Origin of the sequence: Arsenophonus endosymbiont of Crataerina pallida, from assembly GCF_964020125.1 — a bacterium.
GTDB lineage: Bacteria > Pseudomonadota > Gammaproteobacteria > Enterobacterales > Enterobacteriaceae > Arsenophonus > Arsenophonus nilaparvatae.
On record NZ_OZ026540.1, the window covers coordinates 1,465,395 to 1,487,049 of the forward strand.

Sequence of the window (21,655 nt, forward strand, 5' to 3'; positions counted from 1 at the left end):
TTTTTATATAATCCGACAACTCTTAACTTATATAATAAATTTTATGCCAATTACTATTCATCCCAAGGCGGGGCAATTACTACTTTGTGATTTTTCTAAAGGATTTAGAGAGCCTGAAATGGTAAAGGCCTCTCATCCTGTCATAATACTGTCAGGTTTTATTCCTGGGCGAAAAAACTTAGCAACTATCGTATCGTGTAGTACAGTTAAACCCGATATTGTCAGGAATTATCATTATAAGCTCCCTGACCAATCAACTCCTAAAAGTAAACACTTTATGGGTAGAGACACATGGGTAAAAGGTGACATGGTTTATACTGTTGCCTATCACCGATTGGATCTAATCTACTTGAGTAAAAACCGCGAAGGTTAAAGAGACTATTTTACCCAGCGACTTGGAAAAGAACAAATGAATGAAATATATCGTTGTGTTCTTCATGGGATGGGTATGAGTTTTATGTGTCAATACTTGTAATGGAATAATTTGTTATCTTAATTCTGTGTTGCATAAAAATTTTTCCCTGCTAACATTGCTAATGTCTCCTGCGTTAATCACATTCACGATTAGCTGACAGGCTTTAAGACTACTCTAAGGTGCGTCCATTGTAGCCAGCGTGACAAAAAGCGATTGCAAGCTAAGTCAACGCTGAGAACAAGCCCCCTTCCATGGGGGTTTTGCTTTATTAATCGCTCATTCATCCTGTGCCTGTTTTAATTTCATATATTCCGAGCTTTCCGGTATCGTCACAAAACAACCGATGCCAATCGCCCAGCATTCCACTTTTTGCATAAAGACATGCATTTCCCCCGTATCAAGTTTTGATGTCCTCTTAAGCGTTCTGACGCGCTCTGGCTCCTGTGTGGTCACATCAATACGCTCTACTACCTCATAACCAAGAAAAGTGTGCTTGAGCATTTCCTTCACCTGCTCAGCGGTAAAATTAGCGTTGTTAGCACACAGATATTTGCTTATCTCTGCGCACCACAAATGAAAAAGTGAATTTTGAGAGAGTGAACGGGTTTTACGGTAAGGCTTGATAATGAGTTGATGCGGTTGGTTTGTTGCGAGGACAGCTTTTAAGGTTTGCCAGACGGATTGTTTCGTTGATTCGTGGAAGAGTAAGTTATCTTCCATCACTTAACTTCTCTCATCTCCACCCCTTTAGCGGCATAACCGGTTACCTGTTTCCCCGCTATCCGCTGACGCTTTTTCGTCAAAAAATGGATATGGTCTTCATAAACATAACGGTATTCACCATCGACAAGGATGTGTTTAAAAGCTTTCATTGGTTGTTTTGCATACTGCACAAATTTATTATTATCTTTATATATCAATACATTAGATGGACGTAACGTTTTTCTTGCTTTCGATTCTTTAATTTCCTTCTCTGCACCCCTGTATATCCAGAATGTTTCTTTATGGCCCGTAATTTTACGTGTACGAACTTTAATATAACCAAGCCGTGCCATTAATCGACTAAACTCATTATTACTTTTTACCAACAAAGAAAGTTCATAGGTTGATTCACATAACCAGCCATGACGAACATACTCTTTGACCAATGCCTTATTGTGTTCAATGTTAATCACTGTATATTTATCATGTTGTCTAGGATGTCGATAGATAACCCAATTATCAAAAGCGTCTTGCCTTTCATTTGTTAATATCTGCACTGCAAAAGTTCTTAACGCTTTTCCATTTTTACGATTCCAATATTCAACCCATGAATCAGAGCGGTTAAGTATCAAAAGACAGTAATCATCAACTTTATGTGAATGCACGCCACGTGAAAAAACCTTATTTTCCAATGGCCTATCTGGACATAACGATGCTTGATATTCATAAGATTTTTTATATCCTCCGGTGAATCCGGTATCACTATCTGCCTCATGAACGGAAATTCCAGAGTTTAGCCAGACTAACCCATTTCCATTGTGTCTCAGTCCTAAATCCGTTAATGTACAGATACCGTTGTTAATGGCTGACCAGTTACCCGTAATCACCGCTTTTCGGCGGTTAAATATATTGAAGTCCTCACTTTGGGCACAAAAATGTCCCTCACAGCGATTTGCCATGTTTTGAATTTTCATATTTTTGCCTATTTGATTTTTATTGGGGTAGGTTTAGCGAAGTACAGGTGAAATTTTCTATTGATACTTTTGGCAATTTGTCACGCTTTCCAGCTTTGCCATTGCCAACAGTCCAGTAGTAATCCGTCTTCATAAATTGCATTTTGAACATGGACGGCTGGGATAACATTTCCAGGCAATCCTGTTCTGAGAGTGCTTTGTCGCTAAAGCGATACCAATAGACAGATTCGCCACCATCCTTAACAAGGGTTGCTTCGATTTGGTGTTTCATTGGGGGTGTCCTGATTATTTGAAGATGTTGAAACTGGGTTTAATCTCTAGATACATTGTTGTTCATCCAAACTTGGTCATAGTCACTGTTTGGCATGTTGGCGATGTAATTGTATGGACTTGTATTTTCTTCTGCTAAAAATTGATGCGCCTGTTTATCCAAATACAATGAGATTTTTCCTTCCCACCCTTCCCCATTTCGCTGTTTTTCCAGACACAATATGGAAGCGGGCTCTTTTAAATATTCCTGCTCTTTTTCAGTTAGTATTTGACTAGCCTCTAGTTTCTGTAACGCTCGTTCTCTGCGTTTATTTCGCCAGATGATGAAAAGGTTATCGGCAAGGTCAGTGATTGAACCTGAGCCTTTTACGTCCATTTTTCCTGTGGGTTTTTCTTCACTTTCCGATTTACGGCTGTGTGTCACTAAAATAACATGACTTGAAGTTTTGTTTTTAAAATCACACAATGCATCCATGAAGGCTTTTTGCCCATTGTAATCATCATCGGCAAGCCCACACTTCATCAGGCTATCAATGATAAACAGATTGATACCATATCGGCGGTTAGCATATCTAAATATTTCCAGTAATCGTGATGATTTCGCTGTCCCTGTTAAGCCAAATAACCAGAGACTATCATCATAAAACTTAAAAGCGGACTCAATTTCTAATTGTGAGGGTAATTTAGTGCATGTTGCTTGACGGGTTAGACGCTTTAGAAATGTTGCGGGTTTTAACTCAAACGAAGCAACACAGGCTCTGATTTCTTGGCGCATCGCTTCACACAGAATATGCCCCAATATTTCACTCTTACCGTGTCCATTGACCCCATTGAGTAGCGTTAACTCAGATTCACGATAACTAAAATGGCGATTTAATGACTCCCAAGGTGTCTTGAACAAATATTCCTCTCTACCGTAGAATGCATCCAGCGTACTCTGATAAAAATCTCTCGCTGTGCAGAGTTCTTCAGGGTCAAAATAAGCGGCTGTTTCAAGGTAGTGTACAATTTCCTGTTGTGTCAGGCCAGCCTGTAAACATTCGTTAATGTCCTTGTGGGGCAATTTGACTAAACGACACCGATATTCCCCTAATCGACGAGCAATTTCCAAGGCGGCCTGTTGCCCCACTTCGTCATTGTCCATTGACAACCAGATTTCAGTAAAGCGGTCAAGATTATGAAATTCATACTCAATCCACTGTTGTTTTGCCCCACTGCCGCCACCAAAGGGAACCGACAATGCGCTTAACCCGTACTGATGATAACTCATGCAATCAATTTCACCCTCGCACAATATGACTGCACGAATCGCTTTAGGTAACGCTTGCCAGCCAAACAAACAAGGTTCACAATCCGCTTCAACTGAAATGACCTTCTTCCCACTGGGTCTTACTGTGCTAATCCGTTTTACCTGTATCAGCTCGCCTTCTCGCTTGTAAGGGAAGGCTATCGCGGGTATTTCTTTGTTTGCTTCAGCTGACCAAACAACGGCATCACTGACTTGGAATTCTTCTGCCGTTTTGCGGTCTATGCCTCGTGATTGAAGATATTCGTAACAGTCTTTTGGTTTACGGACGGTTTTCTTCAGTGATGCGGGTTGTGGGCGTTTAAACTGTTTTTTCCGTTTTGCTTCAAATGCACCGGATTCATCCACTATCCCTAGAAACTGTTTTGCCTCTGCCATCGCCTGATGCAAACTACAGTCCCTGACCTGAATCCATAAATCAAGTAAATCCCCCCCTGTTCCCTCAGCAAAATCTGACCAAACCTTTTTGCCAGACAGATTAACTTTTAAACTTTTCCCCTGCTCACCATGCACAGAGCCAGCCACCCACTCATGACCCTCTTTTTTGCCTTCAGGTAAGAGATATTTAGCCACTCTGACAACATCAAGCCATAAGCGCTCAGATAATTCCGTAATCGTTATCATGCTTCCCTCAGATTAAATTTATCAAAACCGTATTGCACAATGCCAGCACTTAGCCAGCCGTAGTTATACCCACGGATGAGTATTGATTTGATAATTGATTTCATGATAATTTTGTTAGAAAAATACCAAGCCGTTACTAACGGTAAACGTTGATGTGGTTGTTGCTTGAGGTTTGGTTGAATGGGATTGTATTACCGGTTTGTCATCCAGCCAGCGTTTGCCATTGAGGTAAGTGGCAGGATGTAACTTTTCAAAGCCAAACTGATTAGCCTGTAACCTAGATTGAATATCAAACACAAGAAATTCTGCAAACTGCTCAGGTGTTTCCCCAGTCTCCTTCCGCCACAACTTGAATTGAGTTTTGAATGCGGATTTGGCGGATTGCTTACCCACTTTGCGCTGAACCTGTGACCAGAATATGCCTTCAAACGCTAAATCAATTGGATTTTGATTTGCTTTTGCAATTTCAGAGTCTGTTTTTTTAACCTCAGATCGAACGGGTTCGATCAATATGTTTTTATTCTTTGTAGTAATCTCTGTAGTAGTCTCTGTATACGTCTTACGTTTCAACGTAGGGGGTGTTACGTTTTTTCGTAGGGGGTATTCCGTTTCAACGTAACCCCTATTGCATTTTTTCGTAGGAGCTATTACAGAAACTGATTCTAGTTCAGGGTGATTATTAACCCATTGTGTGGCGTTAGTTATCTCATCAATGCGTGCAGGAACAGGTTCAATAAACAAAACATTACAACAAGCCCCGGTTGAAGTATTAATTGTACGGAGTTCTAGGGTAATAATACCTTGCGATTTCAATCGCTTTAAGGCATCAGTCACTTCTCGTTTTGTAAATCCGAACTGATCAGCAAAAGATTGATAACTACGCTGTAATTTGTCACCCTGAAAACGCTTGCGCCAGCCTTTCAGTTCGCCCGTACATTCGTCTCTGATTTCAGTTGGACGATACCAGTAAATAATTTCAGACAGTAGAACAATAGCGGTGCTATCAGGCTTTCCACTTGGCATTTTGATATGATGCCACCAGTTAGCAGGGATAACATTACCAGACAGATTTAGACGCCCAATTTGGTTAACGGTCTCGGTTGGAGTAAGATGTTTCATTGATTACCTCTAATTGATTCTTGACGATGTTTAAGCCTTAATTTTGCATCTTCTAATGCAGCTTTGAGCTTCTTGGCGGCTAATTCTGTGAAAGAGTGATTGACCCTCTCTCGAATAATGTTTTTATGGATATTTGACTGGTAAAATCGGCGCTTTTTTGGCATAATAACCTCGCTGAAATTGAAAGAAAAAAAGGGAAATTTGCCGTTTCCCTTCTCCTTGAAATACTAATTAAATACAACCCTCGACTTGACATTTAGAGGCTTCATCGTTTTTTAACCTTGAAGCTTCTTTTTTTGGCAATCTCAAATGCTCCAGCATGTCTATCAGCTTGCGGATTTCCTTCCCCGATATATTCGTTATGACTAAATCCTGCTTCGGTGAATCGTAGCCAATGCAATCAAGCAATTTTGCCATCTTCGGAATTATCCCATCCTCTGACTGCCATCTCGTGATTTGAGATGAATTTACACCAATAGCCTGAGCAATTCTTATTGCTGAATGTGCCTGAATGCCATTGCGTATTATGGCTTCAATGTTTTTTGCATTTGATTTGCGTGTAATCGTGGTTTCCATGTCTATAATTAATTCCATAAGTTTCAGATAATAGTTATCCCTCCCGATGGGCTGGGAATTTGAAATCTCCCAATTTCAGGGAGGCCAGATTGTTAAAGAGCGGTGGTGCTAATTTTTATTACTTGGAAATGGTTTATGTTCTTCTGCTGTAAATCTTCCATCTTTATTGGGTATCAAAAAAATTTTTCTACCCGTTCTAATTGCTTTGCTGATCGCAGTTTGATGTACACCAATTATCGCAGTTTGATGTACACCAATTAAATTTGCTGCTTTTTCTTGACTATTTTCTTTTAGATAGTCTGATAAAGGTATTTTTAACATAAGTTTCCTCCATAACCCAGAATAATACTTTAGATACTAAAAAATATCAATACCTTAAGTACTGGCATTTTTAATACTAACGTTATTAAAATATGAAATATGAAATATGAAAAAAAATTAACTCCTGAACAACTTGAAGATTGCAAACGACTAAAAGCTTTGTTTGATTCAAAGAAGAAAGAATTGAAGTTAACTCAACAATTCTTGGCTGATGAACTTGATATTAGTCAAGGGGCGGTTGGGCATTACTTGAATGGAAGAAATTCTCTTAATGTTAAGGTTGTTTGTGTGTTTTCTAAACTTTTAAGAGTTGACCCTAAGGACATTAGCCCATCAATAGCAAAAGAAATAAAAGAAATATCAGAATTAATAAAAGATCAGAGTTGTAATGAAAAAAATAATAAATTTCATAAACTTGATCAAATTCAAGAAGAAATTTTAGAAATAATTGAAAATCTACCGAAAAATGAAGTAGATAGAATATTATTAGAACTTAGGGCTAAGAAAACGCATTATGATGCAATTTTTGAAGAGCTTTTAATAATAAAAAATAAAAAGAATGCATCTTAATGTATTTTTCTAAAAATTTTATTAGAAGCGTTACTATAGAAAAATCAAAAAAATAAATTGCTATGGCTAATCTTGAATGAATCTATAAAGAGATGAAAGAAAAAGAGAAAAAATCCAAAAGAGCATCGTGATGCGGGTGGTAATCAGTAGCCTGACGACACGTTTTAGGGTGTGGATATTAATAAAAAATTAACGGATGACTAATAGTGGCAAAGTGTACTGATTATCAACCTAGCCAAGTAGAAGTTGACAATGTTCTATACTGTGAAAAATACGTTGATTTCTCTGGTATTAGTTGGACGGAAAAACCGCCCCCAAATAGGCCATTTTTATGGCTTCAAATGAATATTTTGCCATTAGACAGCGATGGAATACCAGTGCAAGGATTAACTATTTTGATCCAATGGAAACCTGATCATGAATCTAAGCAAGATGGCGATGAAGTATTCCCAAAGATAAATATTGTAGCACTTTATAACAAAAAAAGAATATTTGCAGTTGATAGCTATCCATTTGATGGACATACAAATAGATATAAAGTAGATCACCCTGACTTTGTAAATTATATTTTAGGTGCCCACTACCATGTTTACTATGAAGAGGCTGGGCGCTATAGTGAAGTAGGATTCCCAATTAAAAAGGCTATAAAATCAGATGACATTAGAGGGTTTTGGCAGTTTTTTTGTGAGCATTTAAATATAAAATGCACAGGTGAACTCCCTATACCTTTAGAAGATATATCTGGACAAATAGGATTACCGTTATGATGTGCTCAACAGTCATATCTAATCTTGGTTTTGAATGCCACCCGATAGGTGCTGAATTACTAAGAATTATTAGCCCGTTCACTTTCTGTGATGATGGGGAGCATGTTGGTGCTTTCGTAAAAGAAATTAATGGTAAATATCTTGTAAGTGACCGCTGCGATGCACTAATGAATATGGAAGCTAGGGGAATTTCGCTTACAAAGAAAAGGATTGATGAAATACGTAGCTTTATAAGTCATCAAGGAGCGGAGCTTAACGATAGAGGTGAAATCGTTAGTTGGGCAACAGAAGATACAGTTGGATCAGCCACCTCTAATGTAATTAGAGCTGGTATATTAGCTTCCACTTTATCTATTGGCTGGCACCAATCGGGCAGAGTTGAAAAATTTGAAAGTGAAGTTATAGATTATTTATATCACTCCAACTTAAAAGATAGGATATCATTGAGATCTAATGTGTTAGGAATGAGTGGTCACAACATCATCATTCCAGTAACAGTTAATACAGAAGTTCCAAAATATCTTTTTACATCTAGTGTAAAGCAAGGTGGAAGTTGGAATAGTGCATACTCTCTTCTTGGGAAATTAATCGACCTAAAAAATGCAAATACTGCGTTCAATAATCGATATGTTGTTGTTGATAGCGAATCAATCGGCACTCAAATGCAGCAATTATCTCTTTTGTTTAATGAAATAAGTCATGTCTTACCTTTTACAAAAAGAGATAAATGGATATCTAAACTAGCCGCATAGCTCCGCAGCCCAGCCCTCTCCCGAGGGTTTTTTATTGCCCTCTCCCCTAATAAACACTCCCATCTCAACATATCTAACCCATACCCTAAGAATCACTGTAGCTTTACCCTTCATCTTTGTTTTAACAATCTCTTTTTATTGTTGGCAAAAATATATTTTTATTACCATAAAACGAAATACAAATTAGTACTTAAAGTATTGACAATAATTAATACTTAAGGTATTTTTGCATTCATCAACTCACTGCAACAGGCAAACGCCAGACAATACCACGAGTTATCTGAAACCTTGCCAAACGTTGCTAAGTAGCTAGCCTGAGGCGTATGAACATGAAGGCAAGTGACGACCGTTAAGCCGTACCGCTCTTTAACACTCTTTCGCTGAAAAAGCGTAACCATAAAACACCCAAACAGTCGGTTTTGGGGTGTGTGAAATAGCCAAAATACAGTCATTAAGTTAAAACCAACACCAGGGCACTATTAATATGACTGTAAATTTGACTTGTTAGCTTTATCACACACCACCAAAACCCATTGTCAGGAGGTCATATGTGTAACTTTCATGGTTATGATAATGCTCGCCGTCGTCGACATGAGCGTAGAAGCGCCAAGCAAGCAGCCTATCACTATAACAAAGCGCTTAATATGGCATTAAAAGCAGCGTTAAATCCATCTAAACCCTCTCAGCAACAAACAACGCCAAACACTAAACGCCCTATTCTTTCACTAAAAAGAAAAGTGATAAATCGTGTAGAAAAAGCTATATCAATTCGTCCTACTAAAGTTTATGACGCATTCGATAATTGCTGTTTGCCTATGGCAGCTTTATACACTTCTAAAAGGTTTCACAATAAACCTAAATCCAACTTTGGAGTCACTGCTAACTGTTAAAGGTATTAAAATGATTTTGACGGTCGACAAAAAAGCGCTTCTCAGTGCAATGATTTTTCAGGCTAAATGTGATGTCAGATATTATCTTAACGGCATTTGTTTTGCCCCTGATAAAAAGCTGTATGCTGCTGACGGTTATCGAGTTTTTATTGGCGAGCATGAGACTGAATCGCTACATGAAAGCGTGATTATTTCAATTAAAGGCGCAAAATTTACTCGCTTTGACAAGGCACAAATTGATACCCACTCTGGAATTGTGACTTATTTTGATGAAGATGAATTACGTGTTGGTGCAGCAATTTGTGAGGTTATTGACGGGAAATATCCGAACATAGAGCAAGTGATACCTAAGGAAAATAAACCTGTTTCAATCATTGGCTTCAATGCGAGTTATCTTGCAGACATACAGAAGGTAGCCAAGATTTATAACCCCAAATACCAATCAATAAAAATTAAACCTAACGGTAATGACAATGCATCAATTGTCGAATTAAGCGAGAACGCGTCCGTTATCGTTATGCCAACACGGATTGATTAGTCTAGTGCGAGTTTTTACTGCGTATATGATAAACCTAAATCACATTTTGGAGTTAGTGCAAATGCTTGATAATGACGAAAAAGAGCGTAAAGAATGTGAATGGTCTTGGATTGATTCAGATTATTATTGGGACGCATCTTGCGGATTTACATTTCAATTCATGGATGGTGGCCCGAAAGAAAACGACATGAACTATTGCCCAGAATGCGGAGGTAGGTTAATTGTAGAAAATACATAAGTTTCGCACTGACATATTACATTCTAATTTAGGAGAAATGATGAAATTTGAAGAATTGAGTGAAAAATCTCAAGAGAAAGCCAGCGAAGCGTTACTGTATGCATTACAGGCAGAAATGGATTCAAATCGTGCTATCGATAATGTCAGGGCGAAAGCACTTGCATCGGCTATCAGAGACGGTTTTATTGCACTTGAAACAGAAGAGCTAGAAAAAAGAGCTAGTAAAGATCCTGGTAAAAACAATAAGAATTTTGGGTTTGCCAATTCATGATGTATACGGTAACCAGGCTTCCCAATCGTCAACCAGGCTAGTCACTCATTATTGATATACCTGTTTTGTGTGTTGTCGTAAACCACAAAGGGGGCGAGCCTGACGAGCCAGAAATATCAGGAGTTAATAAAGGAAATCGCTTTTATAAGCATCAGCTATCTTAAAAAGTTCTTTTTCATTGTCACCCACAAAAAATATAAGCAAGGATTCCGTAGGGGGATAATAGCGTTCAATTATGCCTTTTTGCCTCAATTTGTTGACTATTCTGTTTTCTGTTGGTAATTCAACGATTTCGCCTGAGTCAATCATGTATTTAATTAAACTGATCTCATCATTAGTTAACGTATTTAATATTGCTTGCCTTGTTGAGCGTTTAATACGAGACCTGAATCTTCGTTTAACACCAGCTATTAAGAGCATGATTAATTGCGAAGTCACATAACTAACAAGAAACAAACAGAAATAAAGCCAGTAAGATAAAAAAATATCCGGACTACTGGAATTAATCCAGTCTTTTATTGATGAGGGTGTAATTAATATCAATAGTACAAAAATAATAAGCATATACATCAATCGGTTTAGTGTTATTCCTTGCAGGAAGAAACGAACAAATTCCTGCCACCAAGTGTTGTTCATAGGCTTAATTTTCTCACTCTGTAAGGGTGAGATTATTTTAGCCTATTTCTCTCTGTAGGGGTACAAGAGAAACCACCGAGCCTGATGTGGTGAAAAGACAGGCGTTTCAACCTAAAATTCACGCCTCCGGTCAAGCTACCGCCGGAAAATTCAATAACAAACACGAGGTTTCTATGGAAAACAAAGTTAATTCAACTGAGAAATTGGTCACTATCGGCGACAGGAAAATTGATAGGGAAATTGCCAAGTACTGTTTGGAAAAAGCGGAGCCCGCTATTTATGAGGTGGTGACACATTTAGTCAAAGAACGGTGTGAAAAAGCGGATGTCATCGAAGCAGCAAAAACGACCACCGAGGCGATCGTAGAAGGCATGACCTCTATTTTTCGTCGTTAAAGAAATTAAGTAATCTAGAAGAATTCTCTCTTAATTTTTAGTTAAAATTTACCTTTAAGGTAAGGAACTCATTATATGCTTAAGCTCTCTACCTTTAAACGAAGAAAGCCAACCACAAGTTCGACACTGAAAGGGGAAATGGGGGAATCCAGCGCCGACCTGTTTAAGACAATTGGGGCAATACACCGATGTGATGTAGCCGCCAGAGGGATTTTTTCGAAAAGACGCTCCCATATGCTCGACAAACTCATCTTTTTCCCTATAACTCGCTATTTGCTTCTCAAATTCTATTATTTTTGCTTTTGCTTCGGACAGTTCTTTTATGGTAGCTTCATTGGATTTTCGAACTACCTCCAGCTGCTCATGGATGAAAACGATTCTCTCTCGAAGGACTTCATTGCTTTGAACGCTAGAAAGCGCCCCAATAGCATTTTTAATCGTGCCGATAAATAAATTAATATCCATGTTAAATATATTTTCTTTGACTGTGGAAAAGTCAATATATCAAATTTCCTTGACTGTGGAAAGCAAGGAACCACTGCCGCCTGAGGTGGTTAAACATTCAGGCAATCTAATCAATTTAAGGATGTGTGAATACGGCTCTGCGCTCGTGGGACAGTCAACACTATAAATTATCTTTCAAATAGCTAATAGCGTTTGATTGCGTTTACCCGTCCGTCATGACTGTAAGCGGACACCGAGAGGCACTCGGCATACATCCTATCTCACACAAATGTATAAGACCTAATCAGGTCTTTTTTATTGCCTAAATTAAGGGTAAAAAATGAACAGCGATGAATTAAGAAAAATACTTGATGAACATAAAGTTTGGGTAGAGTCGCTTGGCGAGGATGGATCTAAGGCCGACCTGTGTAGAGCCAACCTACGTGAAGCCGACCTACGTGGAGCCGACCTATATGGAGCCAACCTACGTGGAGCCAACCTATATGGAGCCAACCTACGTGGAGCCAACCTATATGGAGCCAACCTGCCAGAGTTTACATTTATGATCATCGGTGAAACCTATCCAATCACAATCACAAATGGAGAATATCTGCGTGCTGGATGTCAGCATCATTCGGTAGAGAAATGGCGGCAATTTACCAAAGAAGAAATCTCAGGGATGGACGGTAGAAAAGCACTTGAATTCTACCCTCGTTTACTTGACATTCTGGATTTTTACTTGGGTAAAGGTGAACGCCCTGACTGGTTAAACCAAACAGCGCAATAAGAAGGAGTCTGCTCATGAAACTCGATAATCCACGCATTGTAACAGCGAAACATCCCAATATGGGCAATTTGGTTGGAGTAACTAATGGTAGTCGTCATTTGAGCGATGCAAAATACTTAAGCAGCATTGATATATGGAATGACGACGACATGGAAACAAGAACTTTCAAGGAAATTATACAGTGCTTAACAAAAGAAAATGAGCGTCTTAAAAAAGAGAATCGAAGGCTGATGAAGATATATCGTGAAATTGGCGGGCTGTGCAGGACTTGAACCTGCAACCGAAGAATTAAATCCCCTGCTATACCATTCAGCTAACAGCCCAATGATAATTATAGTGCAAGAATTAGAAGAATTTCAGTATTGCCGTTGCAGCACTAACAATCCCTAGCATAACAGCACTTAGTTTTATAAGAAGACTATTAGTTAACGCTTCGACATCTTTGCGGACTAATGCTATGTCAGAAGATAAATCTTTGCGGACTATTTCCATGTCTTTGCGGACATTGGTTATTTCAGCAGATAAATCTTTACGAACATCGGCTATTTGAGCTTCGTTCTTCTCAAAGCGAGCAGCCATGTCTTTGCGAACATCAGCTATATCACGTTTGACTTCGGTAATATCAGCTTTAGTCGCTACATCAACCGCTTCGTGCGATTCACGAACAGCCAGAGATATAGCTTTTGCCTGGTCTTTAGGTAAACCAGCACCTTCAAGCGTTTCAACAAATTTTAATGTATCAAATGCAACTTGACCCATAGGGAATCCTCCTTTTTGGTAAGTATAACGGATTTCAGGTTCAATCTGCAAAATCTTTCACGTTAATACCTTCATTCGTTTCATTACGGAGAAATATTTTTATGTCAAAATTACATCAACTGATTGCAATAGAAACTAATAGTATTAATGGCGAAACTGTCCAAACGGTTAATGCTCGTGATCTACATACGTTTTTGGAAAGTAAGCAAGACTTTTCCACATGGATAAAAAAACGAATTTCAGATTATGGATTTGTTGAAAATAAAGACTTTATTCGCTTCCACAAAAAAATGGAAGCCAACAACGCTACTATAATCGACTATTACATTTCCCTCGACATGGCGAAAGAACTATCCATGGTTGAGCGCAACGAAAAAGGGAAACAGGCAAGACAGTACTTTATTGAATGCGAAAGACAGGCAAAAACTGCTACTCATGTTATTCCACAAACACTTCCTGAAGCACTACGGCTTGCCGCTGAAATGGCAGAGAAAGTTCAACACTTGTCGTTAGTTAACAAAGAGCAAAAAACCGAAATCGATAGTCTTAAAAACCTGTTCCAGGTTGGCATGTCACCTGTTCAGTTTTGCAAACAACTTAATGGCGTGAACATCAACCAGGTAAATCTATTTCTAGAATCGCGTCATTTTCTCTACGACGCAGAAAAGGATATCTGCAAGCCCCATGTTTGGCGTGTTCACTCCTATGCGAGAGATACGTATCTAACCGAATCACCTTTTATCATGACAAACGATTACGGGCAACGCCAGTGTTACAAAGTTGTTCTGCTAAAAAAAGGCGCTGCATGGCTATATAACCAATACCTCAAAGGTAAGCTACCCATGAAGAAAGACTGGAACGGTGAATTCACCCACGACAAATATAGTCAGGTGGCATAAGATGACGATGAATCAGGACGTTATTATTGCTCGTATCATTGCGGCATCCAAAGATATTTTTACCTGTGAAAAATCCATTGTGACGCTGAAAGATATTTATCATTCTGCTATACGCCAATATTTACTCAAAAATGGTGACCCTAGAGCGAATTGTGGTTCACTTAGCCCAGAAAAACCGGAATACGAAGGGGTCATCAAATATACAAAGCCTCACTATAGAGCGTTAATGAAGAAAAAGCGTGAACTCTATAACGCGCATCGCCGCCACCGCAGAGCAACACAGACACTACTCAAATATCAATCAAAGAAAACGGACGAATAAAGACCGGATTCTACAAATTAATCCCATCTAAATATCAATTAAGGTTTAAAAACATGAACCAGCTTAAACAGCAGGAGCTTCGCTATATCTTAAATAGTGACAGCTTCTCTCGGAAAGAATCCATAAAAATTATCCCCACCTTGCTAATCATCGCGTTGGCAAGCCTCGTTTTACTGTTAGCAAGATAGGAATAACCCATGACTTTATTTGAATTGACTCAGTTGCTCAAGGAGCGAAGAAAAAGCAATGAGCTTAAGGAGCATAACAAATATGAACATCAACGTGAAGTGCTTGGACAACAAAACGTCCCTATCAACTGGCAGGATTTTCGAGGAGATTTTACATGAAAATGCCACGATTGACTGATGATAAGAGATGTAAGTCGAAAGAGGAAGCTATTGCTTATGCAATGCAACAAATAGAGGTTATCAAACAAGGTAAAGAACCCTTATCGCCGTCAATGAAAGAAAAACGTCAAGCAATGGAAATGTACGATAAAGAAGCAAAAGAAATAGAAAAACTAATAACCAAAACATCGACAAATTACCAACCGATAAATACAGAAAATAAAAAATACAACCCTTTCATTGGTCAAGAACTAAGAGATGGACCGTTCGGTGGAAAAATCAGAGGTGATTAGATATGGGAACAGCAACATTAATATTAGGTGAGTCAGGAACAGGAAAAAGTACCAGCTTAAGAAATCTTGATACAAGTAAAACGTTAATCGTTCAATGCATAAATAAACCGCTGCCATTTCCCACTAAACAATGGAAATTAAGAAATAGCGCTAACCCTGATGGCAATGTATATCGTACTGACCAAACCGATAATATCGTAGCCGTTCTTAAAAAAGCGCCACATGAAATTATTGTTATTGATGACTATCAGGCTGTGATGGTTAACGAACTCATGGCAAAGTGCAATGAAAGAGGGTATGACAAATTCACATCTATTGGTAAGAATGCCTGGGAAGTATTTCGAGCTGCTGGCGAGGGTTCAGCGCGTCGGCGTGTTTACATCTTGTCCCACACTCAAACCGATGACTTCGGCAGCGTTCGGATGAAAACGGTCGGTAAATTAGTTGACTCAACACTCGTACCCGAAGGGTATTTTACTATCGTTTTGCGAACACATGTATCAAACGGCTCTTACTCTTTCTCAACTCAATCAAATGGCAGTGATTGCTGCAAAAGCCCTATGGGAATGTTTGATTCTCAACTCATTGAGAATGACCTGAACGAGATAGATAAAGTTATCTGCAACTATTATGGCATCACGCCACAACAAGAGGAAAATAAAGTATGAATCACAACGTTATTTTTACTTATACAGAAGAATCCGCCCTTGCTGCTTATCAGGGAGGCTTCATTAATGAAACAGGCGCATATGTAATCACTATTACGGAGGCTAAATTAACAAGAAGCGAAGGAGGCGCAGAGTTTATTGAATTCTCGGGTGAATCTGAGGATGGGAAAAAAGTTAACTATCTGAGTATTTGTTGTAAGAAAAATGACGGCACAGTCAACAATTTTGGTCAGAATATAGTCAATGCCATTATGGGATGCGTCGGTATTCAGCGAGTCACCTCGGTTGTTCACAACAATAACCTAGTTGCACCAGAATTTCATGGCAAGAAAGTAGGACTTGTTTTACAAAAAATTCTGAGAACAAAGAAAAATGGTGATGAAAGTTACAGCTTTGATATCCGTATGCCATTTGTAGCAAACACGGGGAAAACGCTTTTAGAAAAAGTTGAAAACAAACCCGCTCAAGCTGTTAAAAATCTATTACGCACTCTGAAAGATAGAGACGAGCGTAGACCAACTAATACGCCAGTAAGCACTGAACAAGTAAATAATGAGTTTACCTCTTTTTAGACAAGGAGTCCCCACCATGTGGATTTTAATCTTAGCCATGTACGCCAGCCCTTACGCATCAAGTAACGTAGCCAGCCTTCATACTCAGGAATTTGACACTGAAAACATGTGTCAATTCGCCGCTAAACAGTTTGAGTGGGAATTTGAAACTTTCAAGGATATCAACGCCAAAGCGATTTGCGTTAAGAAATAAGCTAATTATATCGGAGGTTCAACCATGAAACTTAACATCATCAAATTACTAATCACGACATTATTGTTTATCAGCGCAGCGTTTGCCTTCGAACTGATAGTGGGACATCTTGCCCATGCCGATGCCGTCATTGACCCGCAAATCAGGTTTAAACGTGGCGAATTAGGCAATATCCATTTAGGCGGGCAAGAGCTACTGGTTATTAGCATCATGCTAGTGCCAGCTCTTATGGTTTATTTGGGGGTATTTCTTGATACCTTGAAGAAATAGTTACAAAACAAGAAGTCATTACCCCACCTAGCTTATTCCACTTAATTAATACTCATTCATCAATTTTAATATTGAAGGATAGCTATATGCAAAATTTAACAAATGAAAATTATCCCGTTATTGCGGGCGTAGAAATCACGACAGACTCAGAAGGCCGATTCAACCTTAATGCGTTACATAAAGCCAGTGGTGGCAAAGATGCTAAACGCCCTAAAACATGGCTTGAGACAAAACAAGCCAAAGAGTTAATTGAAGAGCTAAGGCAGAATTCCGCCTTAGGTCAAGAAGTAATCAAAGTTCAAAAAGGCGGCATAAATCCAGGCACTTTTGCTCATGAACTGTTAGCCATTGAGTATGCAGGCTGGATTGCACCAAAGTTCAGATTAATGGTTAATCAAACCTTCCTTGATTACAAAACAGGAAGATTAGCCCCTGTCATCCAAACAACAGATTGGTTAGATAATCCCGCCCAATTACGAAAAATGCTAATTAGCTATACCGAGCAAGTGGAAAAAATAAGCAGTGAGCGTGATGAAGCAATTAGAACAAAATCACAAATCAGTCGGACGCGTGAAGCTTCTGCAATGGGTAAACTCAGTGTTGCTACCCGTAAAAATCGGGAGCTAACAGAACGATTAGGAGAAAGTGTTAAACATGCCACCATCACAGCAGTAAAGAATGCTACAGGGAAAGAATATAAATTTGCCCCACTTCGTCGATGGTGCCGTGAGAACGAGGTGGAAGCAACCGAAGTGCCTGATATTCGTTATGGTCAGGTTAAGTCATGGCCTGCTGAATCATGGCTACAGGTATACGGCATCAATCTGAAATCGTTATTTGCTAATAGCCAACGTATTCACTAGAAATTGACCGCTATTTGGTATTTCCGAGCAACTTTAAAAAAGACCAGCGCAAGGCTGGCCAACACCAGGGAAAATGTTGCTGTTAACCAACACACAACAGAAACAAGACTACCATAAATAATTGAATTTGATCAAATTTTGATCAACATTTACATTCATGTAATCAATAACCGGAGAAATACTATGAATAACATCCATGAATACAGAACAACGTTACATCATGTCAAAGCAGGGATGCAGGTTATTTATCATGGTGAGATGATGACAATAATCAGGTTGCGGGAGAAGAAATTAACAAACAAAGGATTGATATATCAATTTGATATCGATGGAGAAAGTGGAACATTAACCGGAAATGGCGGTAATAAAATCACTGTGTTAGAAAAAATAGACGACTTGCATAAAAGTAAAAGTTGGTATGTTTAGGAGATGAAGTGAAGTATGACCTGATACTCGCAGACCCACCCTGGCAATACCAAAACAAAGCATCAAACGGCGCAGCACACAATCACTACAACACCACTGACTTTTACGCCCTCACCCGATTACCCATAGAAACCATCGTTAATGATAACTCCGTACTCTGCATGTGGTACACGGGGAACTTTGCGCTGGAAGCTATCCGGTTAGCAGAAGCATGGGGATTTAAAGTCAAAACCATGAAGGAATTTACTTGGGTCAAGTTGAATAAGTTAGCCAAAGAGCGGATTTCTAAAGCTATCGAAAAAGCCAAGCTGTCTGATGCTGATGACTTTCTGGCATTACTCAATGCTGAAACACGCATGAATGGCGGTAATTATACCCGCAGTAATTCAGAAGATTGCTTAATTGCCATCAAGGGGAAAGGACTAGAACGCAAGGACGCTTCCATCAAACAGGTTATCTACGCCTGTCTCGGTGAACATAGCCAAAAACCCAAGGAAGTCCATTACCGATTAGAGAAGCTCTACGGTGATGTGAAACGTATCGAACTTTTTGCTCGCGACAAAGTGCAGAGGTGGGATATGTGGGGCAATGAAGCGCCTGAGAATAGTGTGAGTTTTTAAATGAGGATAAATAAACATGATTACTTTAGCGGAATGGAACGCTCGAAGGGACAGGCCGCGCCGGATGGATACCGTCAGAATTTGGGCAAGAAATGGACTCATACAGCCCCCACCCATTAAGGACGGTAGAGAGTACCTTGTCGAAGAATATGCCGTCAAAGTCAATAGTCTTAACGAAATTAGCCATCAAAGTATGTTGCTGCAAAGGATAGGTTATGACCGGAATCAGAAAGATAAAAAATCGGGATTTACCCCCTAATTTGTACAAAAGAAATGGCTACTATTCATACAGAGACCCTCGCACACGGAAGGAATACGGTTTAGGCAGAAACAAGGCCTATGCAATTAACGAGGCTATCAGTGCGAATCAGTTATTGCTCAATACAGAGAAAGTAAAACCACTGACAGAGAGGATTGATGGACAGGGAAGTGTCTATTTTCATGAGTTTTTAGATAGATATGAAGAAATATTGAAAACAAGAGGATTAAGAGAAAAAACATTAAAAGACTATCGACAGAGAATAGGCGTAATCAGAAAAGGATTTCTTGATACACCGATACAAAATATAACCACAAAAAATATTGCGGATTTTCTACATCCTTTTATTCATGAAGAAAAAACTACAACTGCGAAACTAATGCGCAGTTTATTAAATGACTGTTTTAAAGAAGCAATATCATTAGGGTTACTACAAATAAATCCGGTTATATCAACAAAGACACCAAAAATAAAAATACAAAGAGCGAGATTATCTTTCAATGATTTTAATGCTATTTTGAGCTTAATAAATAATGACAACCATTGGTTAACTCGCACCATGAAATTAGCTCTAGTTACAGGGCAAAGAGTATCTGATGTTTCAAAAATAAAATATAAAGATATTCATGATAATAAATTATGGATTATTCAACAAAAAACAGGAGCAAAAATAGCAATACCTCTTGATATTGAACTTTATGGAATAAAGTTATCAGATATTTTGGCAGATTGTAAAAATAATTCAGAGTTTGTTATTAATATTAATGGAAATAAAATTACAGTAGAAAAAATATCAAAAGAATTTAGAAGATTTAGAGATATTTCTCAATTGAAATGGAAAGGTGAACCACCCTCTTTTCATGAAATTAGAAGTTTATCAGCAAGACTGTACACTGAAAAAATGGGTAGCGATTTTGCTCGAAAATTGCTTGGGCATAAGTCGGCTGCAATGACAGCTAAATATCAAGATGATAGAAATAATGGTTGGATTGAACTTTAATTTATAGTGAATGAATGGTGAATTATAGTGATAATATTATTTTAATATATTGATTTTTATAAATAAATTATTGTGGAAACTAAGAATGCTTTAGTGGCTTAACTAAGTTGTCTAGCCCTTCCACTTTGACTGTTAACGTCATTTCCATTAAATAACCTAGTCTTCCTTGAGGAAATTCACCTTTACGTGCAAACCAAAGTAAATATTCTTCGGGTAAATCAATCAAAACCCGTCCTTTGTATTTACCGAATGGCATAACGGTATTAGCAATATCGATCAGATCCTGTTTCTGCATGCAGAATTCCACTATATTATTGGTTAATAGAACCAAACACGGCATTCGTTAATCAAGAATGCCGCTTTGCAAACATACTGTCAAATTATCACAAAACTAATCCCGTTATTGCTGCCGATAAGAAACTGACTAGCGTGGAACCATATAATAATTTTAAGCCAAAGCTAGAAACAACATTTCCCTGCTTTTCATTGAGCCCTTTTATTGCTCCTGCAACAATGCCTATTGATGAAAAGTTAGCAAAAGAAACTAAAAAGACCGACAAAATACCTACTGAACGAGGGGATAATTCAGCGGCAACTTGTTTCAAATATCCCATAGCGACAAATTCATTAGATACTAATTTGGTGGCCATAATACTACCTACTTTAAGTGCATCTTCAGCAGGTATACCCAAGATCCATGCTAATGGATAAAACACATAGCCTAAACAATCCTGAAAGCTTATTCCTATCACTGCACTGAAAATGGCGTTAATTCCGGCGATAATCGCAATAAATCCTATCAACATTGCCGCTACAATCAAAGCAACTTTAAAACCAGCCAGAATATATTCGCCTAACATTTCAAAAAAACTTTGTCCATCATGAAGATGACTGACTTGAATATCTTCTTCTTCGTCAACCGAATAGGGATTAATTAATGATAGAATAATGAATGTACTAAACATATTCAGGATCAGCGCCGCAACGACATACTTAGGATCAAGCATTCCCATATAGGCGCCTACAATCGCCATAGAAACCGTCGACATGGCTGTTGCTGCCATCGTATACATACGACGTGGTGACATTCGACTCAATATATCTTTATATGCAATAAAGTTTTCTGACTGACCAAGGATTAATGAACTGACCGCATTAAAAGATTCCAGTTTTCCCATACCATTAACTTTAGCCAGTAATGTTCCTATTATTTTAATAATAAAAGGTAGCACTTTGATATGTTGCAGGATGCCAATTAAAGCTGAAACAAAAATAATTGGACATAATACTCGCAAAAAGAAGGTAGCGAGATTTGCGTCCATCATTCCACCAAATACAAAATCAGTTCCTGCTGCGGCATAAACCAATAAATAGTCAAAAAATTTAGTAAATCCAGCCCCAAATCCCTGACCAATATCTGAATTGAGGAAGAACCAGGCTAATATTAACTCAATAACTAATAGTTGAAAAACATAGCGAATGCGAATACTAGCACGATCGCTACTGGTTAAAATCGATAACCCACCAATAAGAATAATGGATAAAAGAAAGTGAAAAACGGCAGACATA

General features: G+C 38.5%; 38 protein-coding genes. 24 read left to right on the forward strand and 14 right to left on the reverse strand.

Annotated elements, in window-relative coordinates; genetic code table 11:
* Nucleotides 1–43 precede the first annotated feature (43 nt).
* Nucleotides 44–373, forward strand: coding sequence for a type II toxin-antitoxin system PemK/MazF family toxin (locus AACL31_RS07715; protein ID WP_339053901.1), 330 nt, complete (start codon nucleotides 44–46; stop codon nucleotides 371–373).
* Nucleotides 374–691: 318 nt separating this feature from the next.
* On the opposite strand, the gene AACL31_RS07720 is transcribed toward AACL31_RS07715, so the two are convergent.
* From AACL31_RS07720 to AACL31_RS07755, 8 genes are all read right to left on the reverse strand, one after another.
* On the reverse strand, nucleotides 692–1,135 hold the full coding sequence (locus tag AACL31_RS07720) for a YbcN family protein (RefSeq protein WP_310513686.1): 444 nt from the start codon (nucleotides 1,133–1,135) through the stop codon (nucleotides 692–694).
* Nucleotides 1,135–2,091: a hypothetical protein gene (locus AACL31_RS07725; RefSeq protein WP_339053902.1), complete on the reverse strand. Its 957-nt coding sequence runs from the start codon at nucleotides 2,089–2,091 to the stop codon at nucleotides 1,135–1,137. Before AACL31_RS07725 ends, AACL31_RS07720 begins: the two co-directional genes overlap by 1 nt.
* A 19-nt stretch (nucleotides 2,092–2,110) precedes the next feature.
* Complete coding sequence (locus AACL31_RS07730) at nucleotides 2,111–2,362, reverse strand: DUF1187 family protein (RefSeq protein ID WP_339053550.1); 252 nt, start codon at nucleotides 2,360–2,362, stop codon at nucleotides 2,111–2,113.
* A gap of 39 nt (nucleotides 2,363–2,401) precedes the next feature.
* The gene (locus tag AACL31_RS07735; protein ID WP_339053995.1) at nucleotides 2,402–4,288 is read right to left on the reverse strand and encodes a toprim domain-containing protein; all 1,887 of its coding nucleotides are present in this window, start codon (nucleotides 4,286–4,288) and stop codon (nucleotides 2,402–2,404) included.
* A 117-nt stretch (nucleotides 4,289–4,405) separates the two neighbouring features.
* The gene (locus AACL31_RS07740; RefSeq protein WP_339053903.1) at nucleotides 4,406–5,410 is read right to left on the reverse strand and encodes a replication protein; all 1,005 of its coding nucleotides are present in this window, start codon (nucleotides 5,408–5,410) and stop codon (nucleotides 4,406–4,408) included.
* Nucleotides 5,407–5,574 carry a DUF2740 family protein gene (locus AACL31_RS07745; protein WP_310513698.1) on the reverse strand — a complete coding sequence of 56 codons (168 nt, stop codon included), beginning with the start codon at nucleotides 5,572–5,574 and terminating at the stop codon, nucleotides 5,407–5,409. Before AACL31_RS07745 ends, AACL31_RS07740 begins: the two co-directional genes overlap by 4 nt.
* Before the next feature lie 67 nt (nucleotides 5,575–5,641).
* Entirely contained in the window at nucleotides 5,642–5,986 is a 345-nt protein-coding gene (locus tag AACL31_RS07750) for a CII family transcriptional regulator (protein WP_339053904.1), read from the reverse strand.
* 108 nt (nucleotides 5,987–6,094) lie between these two features.
* On the reverse strand, nucleotides 6,095–6,307 hold the full coding sequence (locus tag AACL31_RS07755; protein ID WP_310513127.1) for a Cro/CI family transcriptional regulator: 213 nt from the start codon (nucleotides 6,305–6,307) through the stop codon (nucleotides 6,095–6,097).
* A 99-nt stretch (nucleotides 6,308–6,406) separates the two neighbouring features.
* Here AACL31_RS07755 and AACL31_RS07760 point away from each other — a divergent pair, with 99 nt between their 5' ends.
* The 3 genes from AACL31_RS07760 (at nucleotide 6,407) to AACL31_RS07770 (ending at nucleotide 8,396) form a co-directional block, all read left to right on the forward strand.
* Nucleotides 6,407–6,877, forward strand: coding sequence for a helix-turn-helix domain-containing protein (locus tag AACL31_RS07760; protein WP_310513126.1), 471 nt, complete (start codon nucleotides 6,407–6,409; stop codon nucleotides 6,875–6,877).
* Nucleotides 6,878–7,083: 206 nt separating this feature from the next.
* Nucleotides 7,084–7,644 (forward strand): hypothetical protein, encoded by a 561-nt coding sequence (locus AACL31_RS07765; RefSeq protein ID WP_310513125.1) that lies wholly within the window; start codon nucleotides 7,084–7,086, stop codon nucleotides 7,642–7,644.
* Nucleotides 7,641–8,396, forward strand: a complete 756-nt coding sequence (locus tag AACL31_RS07770) for a DUF1828 domain-containing protein (protein ID WP_310513124.1) — start codon at nucleotides 7,641–7,643, stop codon at nucleotides 8,394–8,396. Before AACL31_RS07765 ends, AACL31_RS07770 begins: the two co-directional genes overlap by 4 nt.
* Nucleotides 8,397–8,611: 215 nt before the next feature.
* On the opposite strand, the gene AACL31_RS07775 is transcribed toward AACL31_RS07770, so the two are convergent.
* On the reverse strand, nucleotides 8,612–8,794 hold the full coding sequence (locus AACL31_RS07775) for a hypothetical protein (protein WP_339053905.1): 183 nt from the start codon (nucleotides 8,792–8,794) through the stop codon (nucleotides 8,612–8,614).
* A 150-nt stretch (nucleotides 8,795–8,944) separates the two neighbouring features.
* Here AACL31_RS07775 and AACL31_RS07780 point away from each other — a divergent pair, with 150 nt between their 5' ends.
* The 4 genes from AACL31_RS07780 (at nucleotide 8,945) to AACL31_RS07795 (ending at nucleotide 10,333) form a co-directional block, all read left to right on the forward strand.
* The gene (locus tag AACL31_RS07780; RefSeq protein WP_339053906.1) at nucleotides 8,945–9,286 is read left to right on the forward strand and encodes a hypothetical protein; all 342 of its coding nucleotides are present in this window, start codon (nucleotides 8,945–8,947) and stop codon (nucleotides 9,284–9,286) included.
* Between the two features lie 10 nt (nucleotides 9,287–9,296).
* Nucleotides 9,297–9,824: a hypothetical protein gene (locus AACL31_RS07785; RefSeq protein ID WP_339053555.1), complete on the forward strand. Its 528-nt coding sequence runs from the start codon at nucleotides 9,297–9,299 to the stop codon at nucleotides 9,822–9,824.
* 61 nt (nucleotides 9,825–9,885) lie between these two features.
* Nucleotides 9,886–10,062 carry a hypothetical protein gene (locus AACL31_RS07790; RefSeq protein ID WP_339053556.1) on the forward strand — a complete coding sequence of 59 codons (177 nt, stop codon included), beginning with the start codon at nucleotides 9,886–9,888 and terminating at the stop codon, nucleotides 10,060–10,062.
* 37 nt (nucleotides 10,063–10,099) lie between these two features.
* Nucleotides 10,100–10,333: a hypothetical protein gene (locus AACL31_RS07795; RefSeq protein WP_310513607.1), complete on the forward strand. Its 234-nt coding sequence runs from the start codon at nucleotides 10,100–10,102 to the stop codon at nucleotides 10,331–10,333.
* Between the two features lie 123 nt (nucleotides 10,334–10,456).
* Here the strand turns inward: AACL31_RS07795 and AACL31_RS07800 are convergent, their stop codons facing one another.
* Entirely contained in the window at nucleotides 10,457–10,969 is a 513-nt protein-coding gene (locus tag AACL31_RS07800; RefSeq protein ID WP_310513606.1) for a super-infection exclusion protein B, read from the reverse strand.
* Nucleotides 10,970–11,058: 89 nt separating this feature from the next.
* Here AACL31_RS07800 and AACL31_RS07805 point away from each other — a divergent pair, with 89 nt between their 5' ends.
* Nucleotides 11,059–11,364, forward strand: a complete 306-nt coding sequence (locus tag AACL31_RS07805; RefSeq protein ID WP_339053907.1) for a hypothetical protein — start codon at nucleotides 11,059–11,061, stop codon at nucleotides 11,362–11,364.
* A 54-nt stretch (nucleotides 11,365–11,418) separates the two neighbouring features.
* On the opposite strand, the gene AACL31_RS07810 is transcribed toward AACL31_RS07805, so the two are convergent.
* Nucleotides 11,419–11,829, reverse strand: coding sequence for a hypothetical protein (locus tag AACL31_RS07810; RefSeq protein ID WP_310513604.1), 411 nt, complete (start codon nucleotides 11,827–11,829; stop codon nucleotides 11,419–11,421).
* Nucleotides 11,830–12,148: 319 nt separating this feature from the next.
* On the opposite strand from AACL31_RS07810, the gene AACL31_RS07815 reads away from it, so the two are divergent.
* Nucleotides 12,149–12,595: a pentapeptide repeat-containing protein gene (locus AACL31_RS07815; protein WP_339053908.1), complete on the forward strand. Its 447-nt coding sequence runs from the start codon at nucleotides 12,149–12,151 to the stop codon at nucleotides 12,593–12,595.
* Between the two features lie 14 nt (nucleotides 12,596–12,609).
* Nucleotides 12,610–12,867, forward strand: coding sequence for a hypothetical protein (locus tag AACL31_RS07820; RefSeq protein ID WP_310513665.1), 258 nt, complete (start codon nucleotides 12,610–12,612; stop codon nucleotides 12,865–12,867).
* A gap of 73 nt (nucleotides 12,868–12,940) precedes the next feature.
* Here AACL31_RS07820 and AACL31_RS07825 read toward each other — a convergent pair whose 3' ends face one another.
* Complete coding sequence (locus AACL31_RS07825; protein ID WP_339053909.1) at nucleotides 12,941–13,354, reverse strand: hypothetical protein; 414 nt, start codon at nucleotides 13,352–13,354, stop codon at nucleotides 12,941–12,943.
* Between the two features lie 101 nt (nucleotides 13,355–13,455).
* Between AACL31_RS07825 and AACL31_RS07830 the strand changes: the two genes are divergently transcribed.
* The 13 genes from AACL31_RS07830 (at nucleotide 13,456) to AACL31_RS07890 (ending at nucleotide 20,086) form a co-directional block, all read left to right on the forward strand.
* On the forward strand, nucleotides 13,456–14,253 hold the full coding sequence (locus tag AACL31_RS07830) for an antA/AntB antirepressor family protein (RefSeq protein ID WP_339053910.1): 798 nt from the start codon (nucleotides 13,456–13,458) through the stop codon (nucleotides 14,251–14,253).
* Nucleotide 14,254: 1 nt separating this feature from the next.
* Complete coding sequence (locus AACL31_RS07835; RefSeq protein WP_310513104.1) at nucleotides 14,255–14,575, forward strand: hypothetical protein; 321 nt, start codon at nucleotides 14,255–14,257, stop codon at nucleotides 14,573–14,575.
* A 197-nt stretch (nucleotides 14,576–14,772) separates the two neighbouring features.
* Entirely contained in the window at nucleotides 14,773–14,922 is a 150-nt protein-coding gene (locus AACL31_RS07840) for a hypothetical protein (protein WP_339053911.1), read from the forward strand.
* Complete coding sequence (locus AACL31_RS07845; RefSeq protein WP_310509880.1) at nucleotides 14,919–15,215, forward strand: hypothetical protein; 297 nt, start codon at nucleotides 14,919–14,921, stop codon at nucleotides 15,213–15,215. Before AACL31_RS07840 ends, AACL31_RS07845 begins: the two co-directional genes overlap by 4 nt.
* A 2-nt stretch (nucleotides 15,216–15,217) precedes the next feature.
* Entirely contained in the window at nucleotides 15,218–15,883 is a 666-nt protein-coding gene (locus AACL31_RS07850) for an ATP-binding protein (protein WP_339053912.1), read from the forward strand.
* Nucleotides 15,880–16,455, forward strand: coding sequence for a DUF669 domain-containing protein (locus AACL31_RS07855; RefSeq protein WP_339053561.1), 576 nt, complete (start codon nucleotides 15,880–15,882; stop codon nucleotides 16,453–16,455). Before AACL31_RS07850 ends, AACL31_RS07855 begins: the two co-directional genes overlap by 4 nt.
* Nucleotides 16,456–16,471: 16 nt before the next feature.
* Complete coding sequence (locus AACL31_RS07860) at nucleotides 16,472–16,648, forward strand: hypothetical protein (protein WP_310513101.1); 177 nt, start codon at nucleotides 16,472–16,474, stop codon at nucleotides 16,646–16,648.
* A 24-nt stretch (nucleotides 16,649–16,672) separates the two neighbouring features.
* Nucleotides 16,673–16,918: a hypothetical protein gene (locus AACL31_RS07865; protein ID WP_339053277.1), complete on the forward strand. Its 246-nt coding sequence runs from the start codon at nucleotides 16,673–16,675 to the stop codon at nucleotides 16,916–16,918.
* An 86-nt stretch (nucleotides 16,919–17,004) separates the two neighbouring features.
* Nucleotides 17,005–17,781, forward strand: coding sequence for a KilA-N domain-containing protein (locus AACL31_RS07870; protein WP_310513249.1), 777 nt, complete (start codon nucleotides 17,005–17,007; stop codon nucleotides 17,779–17,781).
* A gap of 183 nt (nucleotides 17,782–17,964) precedes the next feature.
* Nucleotides 17,965–18,207, forward strand: coding sequence for a hypothetical protein (locus tag AACL31_RS07875; protein ID WP_310513649.1), 243 nt, complete (start codon nucleotides 17,965–17,967; stop codon nucleotides 18,205–18,207).
* Between the two features lie 8 nt (nucleotides 18,208–18,215).
* On the forward strand, nucleotides 18,216–18,827 hold the full coding sequence (locus AACL31_RS07880; protein WP_339053913.1) for an MT-A70 family methyltransferase: 612 nt from the start codon (nucleotides 18,216–18,218) through the stop codon (nucleotides 18,825–18,827).
* A gap of 16 nt (nucleotides 18,828–18,843) precedes the next feature.
* A complete protein-coding gene (locus tag AACL31_RS07885) occupies nucleotides 18,844–19,086 on the forward strand; it encodes an excisionase (RefSeq protein ID WP_339053563.1) in 243 nt (80 codons plus the stop codon).
* The gene (locus tag AACL31_RS07890) at nucleotides 19,043–20,086 is read left to right on the forward strand and encodes a tyrosine-type recombinase/integrase (protein WP_310513210.1); all 1,044 of its coding nucleotides are present in this window, start codon (nucleotides 19,043–19,045) and stop codon (nucleotides 20,084–20,086) included. The genes AACL31_RS07885 and AACL31_RS07890 overlap by 44 nt, the downstream gene beginning before the upstream one ends.
* A 79-nt stretch (nucleotides 20,087–20,165) precedes the next feature.
* On the opposite strand, the gene AACL31_RS07895 is transcribed toward AACL31_RS07890, so the two are convergent.
* Together AACL31_RS07895 and AACL31_RS07900 are read right to left on the reverse strand one after the other, a co-directional pair.
* The gene (locus AACL31_RS07895; protein WP_032114724.1) at nucleotides 20,166–20,381 is read right to left on the reverse strand and encodes a DUF3820 family protein; all 216 of its coding nucleotides are present in this window, start codon (nucleotides 20,379–20,381) and stop codon (nucleotides 20,166–20,168) included.
* 88 nt (nucleotides 20,382–20,469) lie between these two features.
* Complete coding sequence (locus AACL31_RS07900; protein WP_310512871.1) at nucleotides 20,470–21,654, reverse strand: NupC/NupG family nucleoside CNT transporter; 1,185 nt, start codon at nucleotides 21,652–21,654, stop codon at nucleotides 20,470–20,472.
* Nucleotide 21,655: the final 1 nt, after the last annotated feature.

Excerpts from the sequence above, each read along its gene's own strand:
- AACL31_RS07715 (WP_339053901.1), top strand. The coding sequence starts at position 44 with ATGCCAATTACTATTCATCCCAAGGCGGGGCAATTACTACTTTGTGAT.
- AACL31_RS07720 (WP_310513686.1), bottom strand. The coding sequence starts at position 1,135 with ATGGAAGATAACTTACTCTTCCACGAATCAACGAAACAATCCGTCTGG.
- AACL31_RS07725 (WP_339053902.1), bottom strand. The coding sequence starts at position 2,091 with ATGAAAATTCAAAACATGGCAAATCGCTGTGAGGGACATTTTTGTGCC.
- AACL31_RS07730 (WP_339053550.1), bottom strand. The coding sequence starts at position 2,362 with ATGAAACACCAAATCGAAGCAACCCTTGTTAAGGATGGTGGCGAATCT.
- AACL31_RS07740 (WP_339053903.1), bottom strand. The coding sequence starts at position 5,410 with ATGAAACATCTTACTCCAACCGAGACCGTTAACCAAATTGGGCGTCTA.
- AACL31_RS07745 (WP_310513698.1), bottom strand. The coding sequence starts at position 5,574 with ATGCCAAAAAAGCGCCGATTTTACCAGTCAAATATCCATAAAAACATT.
- AACL31_RS07750 (WP_339053904.1), bottom strand. The coding sequence starts at position 5,986 with ATGGAAACCACGATTACACGCAAATCAAATGCAAAAAACATTGAAGCC.
- AACL31_RS07755 (WP_310513127.1), bottom strand. The coding sequence starts at position 6,307 with ATGTTAAAAATACCTTTATCAGACTATCTAAAAGAAAATAGTCAAGAA.
- AACL31_RS07760 (WP_310513126.1), top strand. The coding sequence starts at position 6,407 with ATGAAATATGAAAAAAAATTAACTCCTGAACAACTTGAAGATTGCAAA.
- AACL31_RS07770 (WP_310513124.1), top strand. The coding sequence starts at position 7,641 with ATGATGTGCTCAACAGTCATATCTAATCTTGGTTTTGAATGCCACCCG.
- AACL31_RS07775 (WP_339053905.1), bottom strand. The coding sequence starts at position 8,794 with ATGGTTACGCTTTTTCAGCGAAAGAGTGTTAAAGAGCGGTACGGCTTA.
- AACL31_RS07780 (WP_339053906.1), top strand. The coding sequence starts at position 8,945 with ATGTGTAACTTTCATGGTTATGATAATGCTCGCCGTCGTCGACATGAG.
- AACL31_RS07785 (WP_339053555.1), top strand. The coding sequence starts at position 9,297 with ATGATTTTGACGGTCGACAAAAAAGCGCTTCTCAGTGCAATGATTTTT.
- AACL31_RS07790 (WP_339053556.1), top strand. The coding sequence starts at position 9,886 with ATGCTTGATAATGACGAAAAAGAGCGTAAAGAATGTGAATGGTCTTGG.
- AACL31_RS07795 (WP_310513607.1), top strand. The coding sequence starts at position 10,100 with ATGATGAAATTTGAAGAATTGAGTGAAAAATCTCAAGAGAAAGCCAGC.
- AACL31_RS07800 (WP_310513606.1), bottom strand. The coding sequence starts at position 10,969 with ATGAACAACACTTGGTGGCAGGAATTTGTTCGTTTCTTCCTGCAAGGA.
- AACL31_RS07810 (WP_310513604.1), bottom strand. The coding sequence starts at position 11,829 with ATGGATATTAATTTATTTATCGGCACGATTAAAAATGCTATTGGGGCG.
- AACL31_RS07815 (WP_339053908.1), top strand. The coding sequence starts at position 12,149 with ATGAACAGCGATGAATTAAGAAAAATACTTGATGAACATAAAGTTTGG.
- AACL31_RS07820 (WP_310513665.1), top strand. The coding sequence starts at position 12,610 with ATGAAACTCGATAATCCACGCATTGTAACAGCGAAACATCCCAATATG.
- AACL31_RS07825 (WP_339053909.1), bottom strand. The coding sequence starts at position 13,354 with ATGGGTCAAGTTGCATTTGATACATTAAAATTTGTTGAAACGCTTGAA.
- AACL31_RS07830 (WP_339053910.1), top strand. The coding sequence starts at position 13,456 with ATGTCAAAATTACATCAACTGATTGCAATAGAAACTAATAGTATTAAT.
- AACL31_RS07835 (WP_310513104.1), top strand. The coding sequence starts at position 14,255 with ATGACGATGAATCAGGACGTTATTATTGCTCGTATCATTGCGGCATCC.
- AACL31_RS07840 (WP_339053911.1), top strand. The coding sequence starts at position 14,773 with ATGACTTTATTTGAATTGACTCAGTTGCTCAAGGAGCGAAGAAAAAGC.
- AACL31_RS07845 (WP_310509880.1), top strand. The coding sequence starts at position 14,919 with ATGAAAATGCCACGATTGACTGATGATAAGAGATGTAAGTCGAAAGAG.
- AACL31_RS07850 (WP_339053912.1), top strand. The coding sequence starts at position 15,218 with ATGGGAACAGCAACATTAATATTAGGTGAGTCAGGAACAGGAAAAAGT.
- AACL31_RS07855 (WP_339053561.1), top strand. The coding sequence starts at position 15,880 with ATGAATCACAACGTTATTTTTACTTATACAGAAGAATCCGCCCTTGCT.
- AACL31_RS07860 (WP_310513101.1), top strand. The coding sequence starts at position 16,472 with ATGTGGATTTTAATCTTAGCCATGTACGCCAGCCCTTACGCATCAAGT.
- AACL31_RS07865 (WP_339053277.1), top strand. The coding sequence starts at position 16,673 with ATGAAACTTAACATCATCAAATTACTAATCACGACATTATTGTTTATC.
- AACL31_RS07870 (WP_310513249.1), top strand. The coding sequence starts at position 17,005 with ATGCAAAATTTAACAAATGAAAATTATCCCGTTATTGCGGGCGTAGAA.
- AACL31_RS07875 (WP_310513649.1), top strand. The coding sequence starts at position 17,965 with ATGAATAACATCCATGAATACAGAACAACGTTACATCATGTCAAAGCA.
- AACL31_RS07885 (WP_339053563.1), top strand. The coding sequence starts at position 18,844 with ATGATTACTTTAGCGGAATGGAACGCTCGAAGGGACAGGCCGCGCCGG.
- AACL31_RS07890 (WP_310513210.1), top strand. The coding sequence starts at position 19,043 with ATGACCGGAATCAGAAAGATAAAAAATCGGGATTTACCCCCTAATTTG.
- AACL31_RS07895 (WP_032114724.1), bottom strand. The coding sequence starts at position 20,381 with ATGCAGAAACAGGATCTGATCGATATTGCTAATACCGTTATGCCATTC.
- AACL31_RS07900 (WP_310512871.1), bottom strand. The coding sequence starts at position 21,654 with ATGTCTGCCGTTTTTCACTTTCTTTTATCCATTATTCTTATTGGTGGG.